General features: G+C 71.6%; 13 protein-coding genes. 4 read left to right on the top strand and 9 right to left on the bottom strand.

The window, feature by feature from the left end; translation table 11 throughout:
• The first annotated feature begins 3 nt into the window (after window positions 1-3).
• Window positions 4-822, top strand: a complete 819-nt coding sequence (locus AB0M02_RS01380; RefSeq protein ID WP_364219645.1) for an SAM-dependent methyltransferase — start codon at window positions 4-6, stop codon at window positions 820-822.
• Between the two features lie 4 nt (window positions 823-826).
• On the opposite strand, the gene AB0M02_RS01375 is transcribed toward AB0M02_RS01380, so the two are convergent.
• Complete coding sequence (locus AB0M02_RS01375; RefSeq protein WP_364219642.1) at window positions 827-1,843, bottom strand: potassium channel family protein; 1,017 nt, start codon at window positions 1,841-1,843, stop codon at window positions 827-829.
• Window positions 1,844-1,906: 63 nt separating this feature from the next.
• Here AB0M02_RS01375 and AB0M02_RS01370 point away from each other — a divergent pair, with 63 nt between their 5' ends.
• Entirely contained in the window at window positions 1,907-2,359 is a 453-nt protein-coding gene (locus AB0M02_RS01370) for a phospholipase (protein ID WP_364219640.1), read from the top strand.
• Here the strand turns inward: AB0M02_RS01370 and AB0M02_RS01365 are convergent.
• Window positions 2,356-4,932: an adenylate/guanylate cyclase domain-containing protein gene (locus AB0M02_RS01365; RefSeq protein WP_364219637.1), complete on the bottom strand. Its 2,577-nt coding sequence runs from the start codon at window positions 4,930-4,932 to the stop codon at window positions 2,356-2,358. The genes AB0M02_RS01370 and AB0M02_RS01365 overlap by 4 nt on opposite strands.
• A gap of 382 nt (window positions 4,933-5,314) precedes the next feature.
• A complete protein-coding gene (locus AB0M02_RS01360) occupies window positions 5,315-5,527 on the bottom strand; it encodes a zinc ribbon domain-containing protein (protein WP_364219634.1) in 213 nt (70 codons plus the stop codon).
• Between the two features lie 227 nt (window positions 5,528-5,754).
• On the opposite strand from AB0M02_RS01360, the gene AB0M02_RS01355 reads away from it, so the two are divergent.
• Both AB0M02_RS01355 and AB0M02_RS01350 read left to right on the top strand, forming a co-directional pair.
• Window positions 5,755-7,008: a lytic murein transglycosylase gene (locus AB0M02_RS01355; RefSeq protein WP_364219631.1), complete on the top strand. Its 1,254-nt coding sequence runs from the start codon at window positions 5,755-5,757 to the stop codon at window positions 7,006-7,008.
• A gap of 86 nt (window positions 7,009-7,094) precedes the next feature.
• Window positions 7,095-8,114 (top strand): GNAT family N-acetyltransferase, encoded by a 1,020-nt coding sequence (locus AB0M02_RS01350; protein WP_364219628.1) that lies wholly within the window; start codon window positions 7,095-7,097, stop codon window positions 8,112-8,114.
• A gap of 105 nt (window positions 8,115-8,219) precedes the next feature.
• On the opposite strand, the gene hemB is transcribed toward AB0M02_RS01350, so the two are convergent.
• The 6 genes from hemB to AB0M02_RS01320 form a co-directional block, all read right to left on the bottom strand.
• On the bottom strand, window positions 8,220-9,203 hold the full coding sequence (hemB, locus tag AB0M02_RS01345; protein WP_364219625.1) for a porphobilinogen synthase: 984 nt from the start codon (window positions 9,201-9,203) through the stop codon (window positions 8,220-8,222).
• 56 nt (window positions 9,204-9,259) lie between these two features.
• A complete protein-coding gene (locus tag AB0M02_RS01340) occupies window positions 9,260-10,846 on the bottom strand; it encodes a uroporphyrinogen-III synthase (RefSeq protein ID WP_364219622.1) in 1,587 nt (528 codons plus the stop codon).
• Window positions 10,843-11,769 carry a hydroxymethylbilane synthase gene (hemC, locus tag AB0M02_RS01335; RefSeq protein WP_364219619.1) on the bottom strand — a complete coding sequence of 309 codons (927 nt, stop codon included), beginning with the start codon at window positions 11,767-11,769 and terminating at the stop codon, window positions 10,843-10,845. The genes AB0M02_RS01340 and hemC overlap by 4 nt, the downstream gene beginning before the upstream one ends.
• A complete protein-coding gene (locus tag AB0M02_RS01330) occupies window positions 11,766-13,079 on the bottom strand; it encodes a glutamyl-tRNA reductase (protein ID WP_364219616.1) in 1,314 nt (437 codons plus the stop codon). Before AB0M02_RS01330 ends, hemC begins: the two co-directional genes overlap by 4 nt.
• The gene (locus tag AB0M02_RS01325; protein WP_364219613.1) at window positions 13,076-13,816 is read right to left on the bottom strand and encodes a redox-sensing transcriptional repressor Rex; all 741 of its coding nucleotides are present in this window, start codon (window positions 13,814-13,816) and stop codon (window positions 13,076-13,078) included. The genes AB0M02_RS01330 and AB0M02_RS01325 overlap by 4 nt, the downstream gene beginning before the upstream one ends.
• A 232-nt stretch (window positions 13,817-14,048) precedes the next feature.
• Entirely contained in the window at window positions 14,049-14,690 is a 642-nt protein-coding gene (locus AB0M02_RS01320; RefSeq protein WP_364219610.1) for an HAD hydrolase-like protein, read from the bottom strand.
• Window positions 14,691-14,694: the final 4 nt, after the last annotated feature.

Raw genomic sequence — 14,694 nt, 5'->3', positions numbered from 1 at the left:
TCTGTGACGGACTCGCACGGGCTCGACCCGGAGGTGCGCGCCTCGCTCAACACCGAGGTGGCACACTCCGCACGGCTGTGGAACTTCCTGCTCGGCGGCAAGGACAACTTCGCCGCCGACCGGGCCGCCGCGGAATACGCGCTGGCCCTCATGCCGGAGCTGGTGCAGTCCGCCCGTGCCAATCGGGAGTTCCTCGGCCGGGCGGTGCGCCACCTCGCCGGGGAGGCCGGGATACGGCAGTTCCTGGACATCGGCACCGGCCTGCCCACCGCGGACAACACGCACGAGGTCGCGCAGGGCGTCGCGCCGCAGAGCCGGATTGTGTACGTCGACAACGACCCGATGGTGCTGGTGCACGCCCGGGCCCTGCTGAACAGCACATCCGAGGGCGCCACGGACTACATCGACGCGGACATCCGGGACACCGGCCGGATCCTGGAGGAGGCCCGCGGCACGCTCGACTTCGGGCAGCCGATCGCGATCATGCTGCTCGGCATCCTGAACTTCGTGGTCGACGACGCCGAGGCGTTCGAGGTGGTCCGCACGCTCGTCGACGCGGTGCCGCCGGGCAGCTACCTGGTGATCTCGCATCCGACCAAGGAGGTCAACGGCGCCGCGGTCGAGCAGTCGATGAAGCAGTGGAACGAGAGCGGCGCCGCGCCGATCGTGGCACGCGGCCGCGACGAGATCGCCTCGTTCTTCACCGGCCTCGAGCTGCTGGATCCCGGCGTGGTGACGTGTTCGGCGTGGCGGCCCGACCCGGCCCACCCTGGCATCACCGACAAGGTCTCCGAGTTCGCCGGAGTCGGCCGCAAGAACTAGCCCCTCAGACCGTGACGCCGTTGGTCGCGTTCTCGTCGTCGCGGATGTAGACCAGCAGGTCGCCGGTCTCGATGGTGACCGCCTGCTCGCCGCCGAGAGGCAGCACCTTGCCCCGGCGGATCAGCGCGACCACCAGGGTCGGCAGCTCCCGCGGGTTGCGGCCCACCTCGGCCCGCTCGGCCGAGCGCATCGCCAGCGCCATGCCCTGGCCGGGGGTGAGCAGGTCCTCCACCACGTCGATCAGCGGCGGCGCGGTGGTGGTCAGGCCGAGCAGCCGGCCCGCTGTAGAGGACGAGACGATCACGTGGTGGGCGCCGCTCTGCTTGAGCAGGGCGGCGTTCTCCTGCTCGCGGACGGCCGCGATGATCCGGACCTGGCCGGCCGTCAGCTGGCGCACGGTCAGCGTGATCAGCACCGAGGCCTCGTCCCGGTCGGTGGCGATGATGACGGACTTGCAGTTCTTCACGTCCGCCTCGTTGAGCACCGCGGACCGCGTGGCGTCGCCCTCGATCACGACGAACCCGCCGGCCGCGGCCTGCCGGACGCCGGCCTCACGGTTCTCCACGATCACGATGCGGGACTTGTCGTAGCCGGTCTCCAGCAGCGCGGCGACCGCGGCCCGGCCCTTCGTGCCGTAACCGCAGATGATCACGTGATCCTTCAACTTCCGCCTCCACCGGGTGACCCGCAGGCCCTTGCGGTACTGGTCGGTCAGCACCTCCAGTGTGGTGCCGACCAGGATGATCAGGAAGAGCACCCGGGCGGGCGTGATGAACAGGACGTTCACCAGGCGCGCGCCCTGGGTCACCGGGGTGATGTCGCCGTAGCCGGTGGTGGAGAGGGAGACGACGGCGTAGTAGAAGCAGTCGAGAAGGGTCAGACCGTCCTCGTTGACGTCCCGGTAGCCCTCCCGGTCCGCGTAGATCACCGTGACCGCGAGCAGCACCAGGCTGCACGCCATCACGACCCGAAGGCCGAGCGCCCGGAGCGGTCCCTGTCGGACCAGCGGTAGGTGAATCATGGAACCGCCTGCACGAACACACCCTAACGGTCAAGCTGAAGGGCGCACCCTTCAGGAGGCACGATGACTATCTGCCGCGCCGCGGTGGCGGGGGCCGTGCTGGCCGGCACGATGATATTGCCGAGCGCGCCGTCTTGGGGGGCGGTACCCGACAAGGCCACCCTGCTCCTGCGGTGGACCCAGCCGAACGCGGCGAGCACGGCGGAGTGGACCGAGGCGCGGCGCGAGCCGGGGAAGTGGGCGGCGTACGGCTTCGACTGGTCCACGGACGACTGCACCCGCGGGCTGGATGATCCGTTCGGGTTCGACTTCCGCGAGGCGTGCCGGCACCACGACTTCGGCTATCGCAACTACCGGGCGGCGGGGACGTTCGCCGTCCACAAGCAGCGGCTCGACGAGGTGTTCAAGGCCGATCTGCAGCGGACGTGCGACGGGTACCGCGTACTGGTCCAGCCCGTCTGCAACACCGTGGCCTGGGGCTATTACCAGGCCACAGTGTTCTTCGGAGACACCTAGCGCACGATCTGCGCGAAGCGGGCCGCGCCGTCCTCCAGGTCCGGGTGCTCGACGGCCAGCGCCATCGCCACGATCTGGTCGAACTGGAGTGCGGCTCCGTCGGCGTACGCGACATCGAAGGCCCCGTCGCCCAGCGCGGCGCGCAACGCCGCCTGCTGGGTCGACCAGAACGCGCCGAACGACTCGGTCCGCCGCGCGCCGCGTGCCGTCTCCGCCCCGCCGAACAGCACCGCCGCGGTCACCGCGTCGCCGCCGAGGGCACATCGCACCGCGATCGCGGCGACAGCGTCCGCCGCCGCGCCACGGAACCCGTGCCGCAACCGCGAGCGGAGCGCCACCGCCAGGTGATCGTGTGCGGCGACCAGGTCACCGCGCCGCAGCGCGACCATGCCGAGCAGCCAGTCCACGGCCCGCCGGCCACGGTCCTCCGGATGCCCGGCCTCGAGCTGACGCGCCGCGCCGAGCAGGTCGGCGGCCTCGACCAGCGCGTCACGGCGCCAGAGCAGCTCGGCCAGGCCGAGCACGGCGGGCAGCGCGGCGGCCGGTGCGCCGGACGTCTCCGCCTGCGTGATCACGTCACGGCAGGCCAGCTCGGTGCTGTCGGCGGCACCGTCGAGCCGGCCCAGGCGCGCGGCCCGGGCCCGGATCAGCAGCGCCGGGTCGCCGGACTCGCCGGCGGCGGCCTCGGCGCGGTCCAGGTAGCGCTCGCGCTCGGCCCGGTCCTCGGTCAGGCCGGCGTGCACCAGATAGCCACCGGCCAGCTCGGCGGGTGCCGTCTCGTCCTCACGGATCCGCTCGTAGAGCAGCGCCAGCAGCCGCCGGCCGGACTCGGCGCCACCGTGCTCACGCCACCACGGGTCCAGCACGCCGGCCAGGCGCAGCCCGGCGTGCACGTCACCGGTGGTCGCGGCCCAGCGCAGCGCGGACTCCCACTCCGGGACGAACGGCCCCAGCTCGGTCAGTGAGACCGTGCGCGCCTGATCGTCGGTGTCCACGGTGACGGTGTCCAGTGTCCGCAGCGACCAGGAGAGGTGCTGGTCGCGGACGGCCGGCTCGTCACCGGCCACGATGAGCTGGCGCAGCGCGTAGGAGCGGACCTGGTCGGTGAGCCGGTAACGCGGGCCGGGCACCACCTCGACGAGCGACTTGTCGGCGAGCTCGGAGAGCGCGCCGAGCTCCTCGGTGCCGCACGACTCGACGGTCTCGAGATCGACCGGCCCGGCGAAGACCGCGAGGCGCCGCAGCAGGCCCGCCGCGCGGCTGCCGAGCGTCCGGTAGGACCAGGCCAGGTTGTTCGCCAGGCTCGCGTGCCGCCCGTCGCCGGCCGCGTCGTTGTCCAGAGCGCCGAGCGGGTCGTCCAGGCGCCGGGCGAGCTGCTCGGCGGGGAGCAGGCGGAGCCGGGCCGCGGCCAGCTCGATCGCCAGCGGCGAGCCCTCCAGCCGGGCCGCGAGCCGCGCGAGCTGATGCTCACCGTCACCGGAACGCCCGCCCTGCGCCGCTGCCGCGCGGTCCTTCAGCAGGGCGAACGCGTCGGCCGGCGCGAGCGGCGGGATCCGCCAGACGGTCTCACCGGCCAGTCCGAGCGGCGCGCGACCGGTTGCCACGACATCGAGCCGGCGGCAGCGGCTCAGCAGGCGGTGCACCAGGTTCGTGGTGAGTGCGGGCGCGGCGTCGCAGGTCTGCAGCAGGACCAGCATCCGGCGTTCGGCGCACTGCTCGACGAGGGTGTCGATCATCGGGCGGCCCGGTTCGGCACGCAGGCCGAGAGCCGCGGCCAAGGCGGTGGGCAGGCCATTCGCCGCGGTTGCGGCATCGATCGTCCAAACACCACCGGGGTACGCGGGAAGCAGGCGTTCGGCAACAGCGAGAGTGAGTCTGGTCTTACCGGCACCACCGGGTCCCACCACCGACACCAGCCGGTGGTGGCTGATCAGCTCGGCCAGCTCGGTGGACTCGGCGCGCCGGCCCACGAAGGCGCTGTGCTCGGCCGGCAGGTTGTGGCGTGGCGCCTCGGCGGTGCGCGGCCGGGGGAAGTCGCGGTCCAGGCCGGGCGCGACGACCTGGAAGATCCGCTCGTCGTCGTCGAAGCCGCGCAGCCGGAACGCACCGAGGTCGAGCATGTCCACGGTGGCCAGGGTGGCGGCCGCCTCGATCGAACCGGACGTGGCGGCGTAGGCGGCGGTCACCGCGAGCGTGGTCGCCTCGGAGCAGAGCACCTGGCCACCGTGCGCGGCGGCGGAGACACGAGCGGCGCGGTGCACCTCGGCGCTCGCGTACTCCCGGCCGACCGGGGTGGCCCGGCCGGTGTGCAGTCCCATCCGGACCCTCGGCACCGCGTCCCGGCGTGGCCAGTCGTATGCGGACAGTCGCCGCTGCGCCTCGACGCACGCGGCGACGGCGGAGTCGGCGTTCGAGAAGGCGATGAAGAAAGAATCACCCTCAGTTAACAGCTCGACACCGTCGTAGTCTCTAAGCACAGCGCGTAGCACCGAACGGTGCGCTCCGAGCACATCGCGGTACGCCTCGCCGAGCATGCGGGCGAGACGCGTCGAGCCCTCGATGTCGGTGAACATAAAGGTCACCAGACCGCTAGGTAGCTCGCTCCGTGCCGACACGGTGGAACCTCCGCCCCCTTTGTGGAAGTCGCGCCTCATGCTGCCGTATCTCTGCGTCACCGCCCATCGTAGAAACGGACAGTAATCATCTGCCCGCCACGACCGACCCCTTAAGGATGACGGGAAAGATCGCGACATCGACGATGGCATACGGGACTACGCGTCTCGTAACGAAAGAGATCGAACGCGGAAACGCCGCTCTCGGCCAAAATCGCCAGGCCGTTCGGGTGTACCCGTACGAGGCACAGAAATCGGTACGGCCCGCGAGCGGGGGCTCACTGGCCGAAGTCGACTGATCGCGCGAGCGAGCCCGGGGGGCCGGGGCAGCCGCGCGTGGTGGTCAGCAGCCGCAGGCGCCGCCGCAACAGCCACCGCCGCCGGAGGGCGCGGCCGGGGCGCCGCCGCCACGGCCGGTGACAGCGACAGTGGACAGCAGCTTGACGGTGTCGTCGTGGCCCTGCGGACAGGCGGCCGGTGCGGCGGCGTCCCGCATCGGGCGGCTGATCTCGAAGGTGGCGCCGCAGGCGCGGCACCGGTATTCATAGCGCGGCATCCGACCAGCGTAGGGCCCCTGCTGTGTTCCGCGCACCGGGAGTCGCACGGGAGGCCGGAGCGACCTCACGCCCGGGTGACACGGACGGGTAGGGTCGGGGCGTGGCGGAGGCGCGCAAGAGTCCTGGAGAGGTGCCGGAGTTGCGGTCCGCGGCACCACATCAGCGTGGGCCGCTGGGCAGTTCCGGTGCGGCTCCCGGCGATTCAGACGCTCCGGATAAGTCGGATTTGTCCGTCGAGCGGCCTGCCGTTGAGAGGGCTGCCGTCGCGGACAAGGCGCCCGAGGAGGCTGCCGTCGCGGACAAGACTGCCGATGCGAAGCAGGTGCCGCCGCCCGCGAACGAGAAGCCCGCCGAGACCGCCGCCCCTGAGCCCGGCAAGGAGGAGAAGCCTGCCGAGGCCGAGGCGGACAAGAAGGCTGAAGCGGACAAGAAGCTCGACGCCACGAAGGTCGATCTCGGCAAGGACGCGGCCGAGAAGAAGGACGGCGCCGAGAGCAAGGACGGCGCTGAGAAGAAGGACGGCGCGGCGGGAGCCGCCCCGGTTGTCACTGGTGCCGTACAGAAGAAGAAGCGACGTCTCCGCCCACTGGCCGCAGCCGGACGCGCCGGGCGAGCCACCGCCTCCTGGGCCCGCGGACCGGTCGGCCGCGTGATCCTGCCCGGTTTCGTCGTGGTCGGCCTGGTCGTGCTCGCCGCGACCTCCGGTGCCTACCTGGTCCCCCGCGCCCTGGAGGCCGGCACGCCGACCGCCACCCCGACCTTCGCCGGCCAGTCCGCCGGACCCGTGCCCAACTGGAGCGACCCGGCCGCCGCGCCCGCCGTGAGCGGGATCATTCCGCCCGCCGGAACCCTCCCGGCCAACCCGGCGACCGGCTTCCCCACCGGGCAGCCCGGCGTGACCGGCGCGCGCCCGGCCGACGCCCTGTCCGGCTGGGCCTCGCAGGTCGGCACGCGCGTCGGCATCCCGGTGGTGGCCGTGCAGGCTTACGGGTACGCCGAACTCGTCACCGCGAAGACCACTCCCTCCTGCCACCTGAGCTGGACCACGCTCGCCGCGATCGGAAAGATCGAGTCCGGGCACGGCAGCCACGAGGGCGCGGTGCTCGGCGTCGACGGCGTGACCCAGCCGTCGATCCGCGGGCTGCCGCTCGACGGGCAGGGCGGGCGCCAGCTGATCCGCGACTCGGACCAGGGCACGATCGACGGCGACACCGCCTTCGACCGGGCGGTCGGGCCGATGCAGTTCATCCCGGCCACCTGGCAGACCGTCGCGATCGACGCGGACAACAACGGCGTGAAGGATCCGAACGACATCGACGACGCCGCGATGACCGCCGCGGCGTACCTCTGCAAGGGTGGCCGTGATCTGTCCAGAGCCGACTCGTGGTGGGACGCGGTGCTGACCTACAACGACGTTCGGCAGTACGCACAGGACGTCTTCACCGCCGCCAACGACTACGGGCTTCGTAGCCGTACCTGAGCTTGATCGCGACTCTGGGTGAGCGTACCTGTACTTTTGCGTGGTCAGCACTTCCCTGAAGGTCCGCTAAACGGCACGATGTACGGGTGAGGGTGCGTGAATGGGATCCCCGCTCCGCGTCCGCGGCCGAGATCCACTCGCTCGTGGAGATGGTCAACGCGGTCATGGCCGCCGATCTCCCCGATGATCCACCCTGGCGTGACGTGCAGATCGGCGACTACCTCGCCGAGACCATGCCGGGCGAGCGGCGGATAACCTGGATCGCCGAGGACGACCGCCTGCCCGAGGGCGAGGGGCAGATCTTCGCCCACGTCAACATCCTGCTGCTCGGCGACATCGGCGTGCTGGAGGTGCTGGTCCGCCCGCAGCTGCGGCGCCGCGGCCTGGGACGGCAGCTGGTCGCGATGGCGGCGCGACGGGCCTATCTGGAGGGTTTCTCGTCGATCGGCGTGGAGGCGATCGGCGGCACCACGGCGATCCCGTTCTACGAGGCGCTCGGCTTCGAACGGGAGTATGTGGAGACCCGCAGCGTGCTCAATCTCGACGGCGTCGACTGGCCGACCCTGAGCGCGATGGCCGGTGGGATCAGCGCCGGCTACCGGATCGAGTACCACCCGGGAGGGCCGCCGGACTCGCTTCTGGACGCTTACGCGCAGGCCAAGACCGAGGCGCAGCACGACGACGACGATCTGGACCTGCAGCCGCGCTCGTCCGACCCGCAGCGGCTTCGTGACTCGCTGAACACGCTGCACAAGCGGGGGCTGAAGCCGTACATCGTGCTCGCCATCCACGAGGCGACCGGCACCGTGGCCGGCCTGACCGAGGTGGTCGTCCCGGCGCAGCACCCGGAGCGCGCCGACCAGTACGACACGATCGTCGTGCGCGAACACCGCGGTTACGGCATCGACCGCGCGATCAAGGCCCGCATGCTGTTCGAACTGCGCACCGCCGAACCCGACCTGCGCCAGGTGCAGACCTGGAACGCCCAGCACAACGAATCCATGCTGAAGGTCAACGCCGAACTCGGCTACCAGTCCGACCGCGACTGGTTCGAATACATCGCCGACGTAGCCACCTTGGTCCAGTCCCTAGAACCGACCGACTAACCCATTCCGGCAGTTCAGCCCACACGCAGAGCGGCCCGCAAAAACGCCGCCGGCGAGAAGGCGTTTTTGCCGCGGAGCGAAGCGACGCCAGCAAGCTCAGCCGACTCACCCCGCGAGCAGAGCCGCCACTTCATCAGCCCAGTAGGTCAGGGTGATCTGGGCGCCGGCTCGCTTGAGCGACGTGAGCGATTCGAGGATCGCGCGTTCCCGGTCGATCCAGCCGTTGGCGGCGGCGGCCTCGACCATCGCGTACTCGCCGGAGACCTGGTAGGCGGCGACCGGAACGGTGACCCGGTCGCGGATCGCGGCGATGACGTCGAGGTAGGGCAGGCCCGGCTTCACCATGACGATGTCGGCGCCCTCGGCGACGTCCAGTTCGACCTCGCGCAGCGCCTCGCGCAGGTTCGGCGGGTCCTGCTGGTACTGGCGGCGGTCGCCCTGAAGCGTGGACTCGACGGCCTCGCGGAACGGGCCGTAGAAGGCGCCCGCGTACTTCGCCGAGTAGGCGAGGATCGACACGTCCTGGTGGCCGGCGGCGTCCAGGGCCTTGCGGATCACGCCGATCTGGCCGTCCATCATCCCGGACGGGCCGACCATGTGGGCGCCGGCGGCGGCCTGGGCCACCGCCATCTCGGCGTAGATCGCGAGGGTCGCGTCGTTGTCGACCGAGCCGTCGGCCGCCAGCACGCCGCAGTGACCGTGCGAGGTGAACTCATCCAGGCACAGGTCGCCCATGATGACCGTGCTGTCGCCCAGTTCGGTCCGCAGGTCGCGCAGGCCGGCGTTGAGGATGCCGTCGGGGTCGAGACCGGCCGATCCGGTCTCGTCCTTGTTGGCGTCGTCCGGGACGCCGAAGAGCATCAGGCCGCCGACGCCCGCGCTGACCGCCTCGTGCGCGGTCTTCAGCAGCGACTCCCGGGTGTGCTGGACCACGCCGGGCATCGAGCTGATCGGCCGAGGCTCGGCGAGCCCTTCCTTGAGGAAGAGCGGCAGGACCAGTTCGGCCGGGGAGATCCGGGTCTCCTCGACCAGGCGGCGGATCGCCGGGGTGCGCCGCAGGCGGCGCGGGCGAACGGCGGGGAAGGCCATCGATCCTCCTGGAAGAACCGGGTGCGCCGGCACGCGGCCGGCGCACCCGGGACAGGTCAGCGGAAACGGAGAGCCGTCGGCCCCTGGACCTTGGAGCCACGGCGCTGCTTGGCCGGCATGGCGGCCAGCTTCTCGCGCAGCTCCAGGGCGTACTCGGCGAGCGCCTCGACCAGGTCCGGCACCGAGGCGGTCTGCGGCTGGGTGTCGACCCGCAGGCCGAACTCGACAGCGGTCTCGGCCGTCTTCGGGCCGATCACGGCGACCACCGTACGGGCGTGCGGCTTGCCGGCGATGCCGACCAGGTTCCGCACCGTGGAGGACGAGGTGAACAGCACCGCGTCGAACCCACCGGACTTGATCGCGTCACGGATCTCGGCGGGCGGCGGCGCGGCGCGAACCGTCCGGTACGCCGTGACGTCGTCGACCTCCCAGCCACGCTCGATGAGCCCGGCGGCGAGGGTCTCGGTGGCGATGTCGGCGCGCGGCAGCAGCACCCGGCCGACCGGGTCGAGGATCTCGTCGTGCGGCGAGAACTCGGCCAGCAGGCCCTCGCTGGACTGCTCGCCGGACGGGACCAGCTCGGGCTGGATGCCGAACGCGCGCACGGCGTCGGCGGTGGCCTCGCCGATGCAGGCGATCTTCACACCGCCGAAGTGGCGTGCGTCGAGGCCGTGCTCGCCGAACTTCTCCCAGACCGCGCGGACCGCGTTCACCGAGGTGAAGATCACCCAGGCGTACCGGCCGTCGACCAGGCCCTTGACCGCGCGCTCCATCTGCGCCGGGGTGCGGGGCGGCTCGACCGCGATGGTCGGCACCTCGCACGGGATCGCGCCGTACGCCCGCAGGCGCGCGCTCATCGCGCCGGCCTGCTCCTTGGTCCGCGGTACGAGAACCTTCCAGCCGTACAGCGGGCGGTTCTCCCACCAGCTCAGCGTGTCGCGCTCGGCGACCTCGGCGCCGACCGTGAGGACCACCCGGCCGGTGAAGCCGAGCGCCGCGGCGACGAAGCTGTCCACGGTCGAGGTGGTCGTGTACTGCGTCTCGCCGGTGCCGTCGCCGGTCACACCGACCGGCACACCCGGCTCGACACCGGCGGCCAGCAGCCCGTCGCGGACGGCGGCGAGGTCACCGGCGTCCACGGCGACCGCGAACGAACCCTTCTGGGCGGCCGCGGCGAGCGCGTCGAAGTCCAGCGTGGTGATGTCGTCGACGTCGGCGGAGATGCGCACGCCGGGCAGCGGCACACCCGCGTACGCGGCGACGCCCTCGGCCTGGCCGATGCCCGGGATCACCTCGAAGTGCACCGCGGTCCGCGCGACCGCCTGCACCTCCTTGACCACCGAGTCGTGGCCGAACGGGTCACCGGCGACGAGGTGGACGGCGGAGAGCCCGGACTTGGCGGCGGAGAGGAGCACCTTGGCGACGTCGCCGGGCGCACCCTCGGCCGGGCTGAACTGCGCGTCCTCCTTGGCCTCGGAGCGGATCGCGCTGAGCAGGGAATCGGGCACGCCGCGGTCGTAGACCACCTGGTCGGCATCGGTCAGCGCCGCATACGCGCGGCGGGTCAGCAGCTCCGGGTCGCCGGGTCCGGCGCCGATGAACGCGATGCGTCCGGCTGGCTTACGGGCGGTGCGGGTGGTCATTCTGTGCTCCCCATCAGGGTATCGGCTCCGGCGTCGAGGAGATCGGTGGCGAGTGCCTTGCCGATCTCCGCCGCGCCGGCGGGCGTTCCGGTGCGCGACAGGCGGATGGCTCGAACCCCATCCGGGCTGATCACCGCACCGCGCAGGTAGATCTCGTCACCGTCGTCGCCCTCGGCGATTTCGGCGTGTGCCGCGACCGGGGCGGAGCACCCGGCCTCGAGCGTCGCGAGCATCGACCGCTCCGCCAGCACGGCGGCGCGGGTCGGTGCGTGGTCGAGCGTGCTGAGCAGCTCGACCAGGTCGGTGTCGTCGGCCCGGCACTCCACCGCCAGCGCACCCTGGGCCGGCGCGGGCAGCATGAGCATCGGGTCGAGCGTCTCGGTGATCTCGGCCGTGCGGCCGAGACGCGCCACGCCGGCCCGGGCCAGAACGACGGCGTCGAGGTCGGCCTCGGGTCCGAGCACCCGGGCGATGCGCGAGTCGACGTTGCCCCGAATCGGCGTGACCTGCAACTCTAGGCCGAGAGCCAGCAATTGCGCGATTCGGCGCACCGCACCGGTCCCGATGGTGGCGCCGGGCGGGAGCTCGGTGAGCGTCAGTCCGTCGCGGGCGATCAGCGCGTCCCGGGGGTCCTCCCGGCGCGGCACCGCGGCGATGTGCAGCCGCGGGAAGTCGCCGGTGGGCAGGTCCTTGTACGAGTGGACGGCGAAGTCGATCTCACCGGCGACCAGGGCGTCGCGCAGCGCGGAGACGAAGACACCGACACCGAGCTGGGCGACCGGCGCCGACGAACGGTCGCCGGGCGTGACGATGCGCACCAGCTCGACCGGGCGGCCGGTGACCGCGGTCAGCTCCTCGGCGACCAGCCGGGACTGGGTGAGCGCGAGTGCGCTGCCCCGGGTGCCGAGACGAAGCGCGGTCACGGTTTCCCTCCGATCTCGGGCACGGCGTTGGCGTGGGTGGCGAGTGGCACGTCCAGGTCGAACAACTCGCGCAGCAGTGCCGCGTACTGATCTCCGCCGGGCTCGGCGGCCAGCTGCCGGACCCGCACGGTCGGCGAGTGCAGCAGCTGCTGGACGACCCGGTGCAGGGTACGGGAAACATCCGCCCGCTGCTCCTCGGTGAACTCCGGCCGCCGGGAGACCAGCTTGCGCATCTCCGCCGAGACGACCGACTCGGCTCGGGTACGCAACGCCGCCACTGTGGGCGCGATCTCCGCTCCGCGCAGCCAGCCGAGGAAGTTGTCCACCTCACCGGTGACGATCTGCTCCACGGCCGCGGTCTCGGCCGCCGCCGGGAGGGCACGCCGGCTCGCGGCCAGCCCGTCGATGTCGACGACGACCATGCCGGGCAGTCCGGTGGCGTCCGGGGCCACGTCGCGCGGCACCGCGAGGTCGAGGACGATCAGTGGGTCCGCCGAGGTCCGGGCGGCGAGGGCGGCGGCGAGACGGTCGCGGGTGAGCACCGGTTCGGTGGAGGCGGTCGCGCTGACCACGATGTCCACCTCGGCGAGCGCCGCCGCGAGGTCGTCGAACGGCACGGCGACCGCGCCGTACGCCTCGGCCAGCCGGTCCGCCCGCTCGAGGCTGCGGTTGGTTACCCGCAGCGGCCCGACTCCGGTGCGGGTCAGCGTCGCCACCGACAGCGCGCCCATCGCACCGGCGCCGATGACCAGCGCGGACCGCCCGGTGAGGTCACCGCCGAGGTGGTCGGCGGCGACGTCGAGGGCGGCCGTGACCACGCTCTGCCCGGCCCGGTCGATGCCGGTCTCGGCGTGCGCGCGCTTGCCGACGCGCAGCGCCTGCTGCATCAGCTCGTGCAGCAGCCGCCCGGCCGAGTCGACCTCGGTCGCCGCGTGGTACGCGTCGCGCAGCTGCCCGAGGATCTGCGCCTCGCCGACGACCATCGAGTCGAGGCCGGAGGAGACCCGGAACGAGTGCCGGACCGCCGCCTCGCCGTAGTGGACGTAGAGGTGCCCGGCGAGCTCGCTGGCCGGGATGCCGGAGTGCTCGGCGAGCACGTTGCAGATGTCACCGAGGCCGCCGTGGAAGCCGCTGACCGCCGCGTACACCTCGACCCGGTTGCAGGTGGAGACGACGACGGCCTCACCGACGTACGGCTGGGCGACCAGCCTCTGCAGCAGGTCCGGCACGGCCGTCTCGGCGATGGCGAGCCGTTCGAGGACGGCGACGTCCGCGGTGCGATACGAGGCACCGATGCTGAGCAGGTTCACGAGCCGACCGCCTCCTGGTTGTCAGCCTTGGCGGTCCGGCCACCCGGCAGCGCGGTCAGGGACGCCTTGCGATGTTCGTGGAACGACAGGATCTGGAGCTCGATCGCCAGGTCCACCTTGCGCACGTCGACGTTCGGCGGGACGGCGAGAACTCCGGGCGCGAAGTTCAGGATGCTGGTCACGCCGGCCGCGACCAGGGCGTCGGCCACCGCCTGGGCGGTGCCCGGCGGTGTGGCGATGACCCCGATCGCGATCGACTCCTCGGCCGCGATCCGGGCCAGCTCGTCGATGTGCTGCACGGTGAGACCGTTTATCCGCTCGCCGACCTTGTTCGGGTCGGCGTCGAAGAGCGCGACGACCCGGAAACCGCGGCTGGCGAAACCCGCGTACCCGGCCAGCGCGTGCCCGAGGTTGCCGACCCCGACCAGGCAGACGGCCCGGTTCTTGTCCAGGCCGAGGATGTACTCGATCTGGTCGACGAGCAGGGAGACGTCGTACCCGACCCCGCGAGTACCGTACGACCCCAGGTGGGAGAGGTCCTTGCGAAGTTTGGCGGAATTCACCCCGGCGGCGGCCGCGAGTCCCTCGCTGGAGACCGTCTCGGCGCCCGTCTCGGCCAGGTGGTGGAGGGCACGCAGGTACTCCGGAAGCCGCGCGATGGTCGCTTCCGGTAGTTCCGGGAAGGCCGGGACGCCACCGGCATCGCCGGGCGTGCTTCCGTGACGCTGCTGACTCATCTGACTCCGTGCCGACGAGGCGAACCTGCGGTGAGCCCTGTCTGTGCGATACCGGTGGAACCCTCGTGGGGTGGCTGTGGTAGCGGGGCTCGTCGGAGTCACAGAGTAGGCGCTTGTGAAGGCGTGCACAAATCGCGATCTTGTCGGGACAATTGGACAAGATCGACCCGGCTGTGTTAGCCGAGCCGACCTGTCGAGTATTACCGGTCCCGGGGCACCAGGGCCACCTGACTCAGAGTGATATGGCCTTCTTTACCGCATCGACCAGCGTGTCGGCGACCGGAAGACCCGAGGCGCGCAGCCGGACCGGGTCGGTGAAACCACCGGTGTAGAGGACCGCCCGCCCACCGTTCGCCTCGGCCGCGGCGGCGTCGTCGAGCGAGTCGCCGATCAGCACGACGTCGGTGCCGTCCACGCCGAGTTCGGCCAGGTGGTTGGCGAGGTGACCGGCCTTCAGATCGCCGCCGACCTCGGTGCGCAGCCCGTCGATGCGGGTGAAGACGCCGGACAGCCCGTGGCCCTCGACGGCCGGGATCAGCTCGCTGTGGAACCACATGGACAGCAGCGACTGGGTGCCCGGCCAAGTCCGGATCGCGGCCATCGCGTCGGCCGCGAGGGAGATGTCGGTGAGCCCCACCCGGTACGCGTCGTGGAAGATCCGGTCCAGCCGGCCGAACTCCTCGGCGTCCACCGCGCGGCCGAGCATCTCGGCGTAGAACTCGGCGACCGGCCGCCGGAAGGCCCGCCGGTGCTCGTCGGCCTCGACCGCACGGCCGCCGACCGTGGCGAAGGCCTCGTTGGTCGACGACACCACCAGGTGCAGATCGTCGAGAAGGGTTCCGTTCCAGTCCCAGACCAGGTGCTTTGCTGTCACGAGG

Origin of the sequence: Actinoplanes sp. NPDC051861, from assembly GCF_040681145.1 — a bacterium.
GTDB lineage: Bacteria > Actinomycetota > Actinomycetes > Mycobacteriales > Micromonosporaceae > Actinoplanes.
This window is presented reverse-complemented; position numbering and strand designations above follow the sequence as displayed.

What these genes read in the sequence shown, in the direction of transcription:
- AB0M02_RS01375 (WP_364219642.1), bottom strand. Translation starts at nt 1,843, where the DNA reads ATGATTCACCTACCGCTGGTCCGACAGGGACCGCTCCGGGCGCTCGGC.
- AB0M02_RS01340 (WP_364219622.1), bottom strand. Translation starts at nt 10,846, where the DNA reads ATGACCACCCGCACCGCCCGTAAGCCAGCCGGACGCATCGCGTTCATC.
- hemB (WP_364219625.1), bottom strand. Translation starts at nt 9,203, where the DNA reads ATGGCCTTCCCCGCCGTTCGCCCGCGCCGCCTGCGGCGCACCCCGGCG.
- AB0M02_RS01365 (WP_364219637.1), bottom strand. Translation starts at nt 4,932, where the DNA reads ATGTTCACCGACATCGAGGGCTCGACGCGTCTCGCCCGCATGCTCGGC.
- AB0M02_RS01370 (WP_364219640.1), top strand. Translation starts at nt 1,907, where the DNA reads ATGACTATCTGCCGCGCCGCGGTGGCGGGGGCCGTGCTGGCCGGCACG.
- AB0M02_RS01325 (WP_364219613.1), bottom strand. Translation starts at nt 13,816, where the DNA reads ATGAGTCAGCAGCGTCACGGAAGCACGCCCGGCGATGCCGGTGGCGTC.
- AB0M02_RS01360 (WP_364219634.1), bottom strand. Translation starts at nt 5,527, where the DNA reads ATGCCGCGCTATGAATACCGGTGCCGCGCCTGCGGCGCCACCTTCGAG.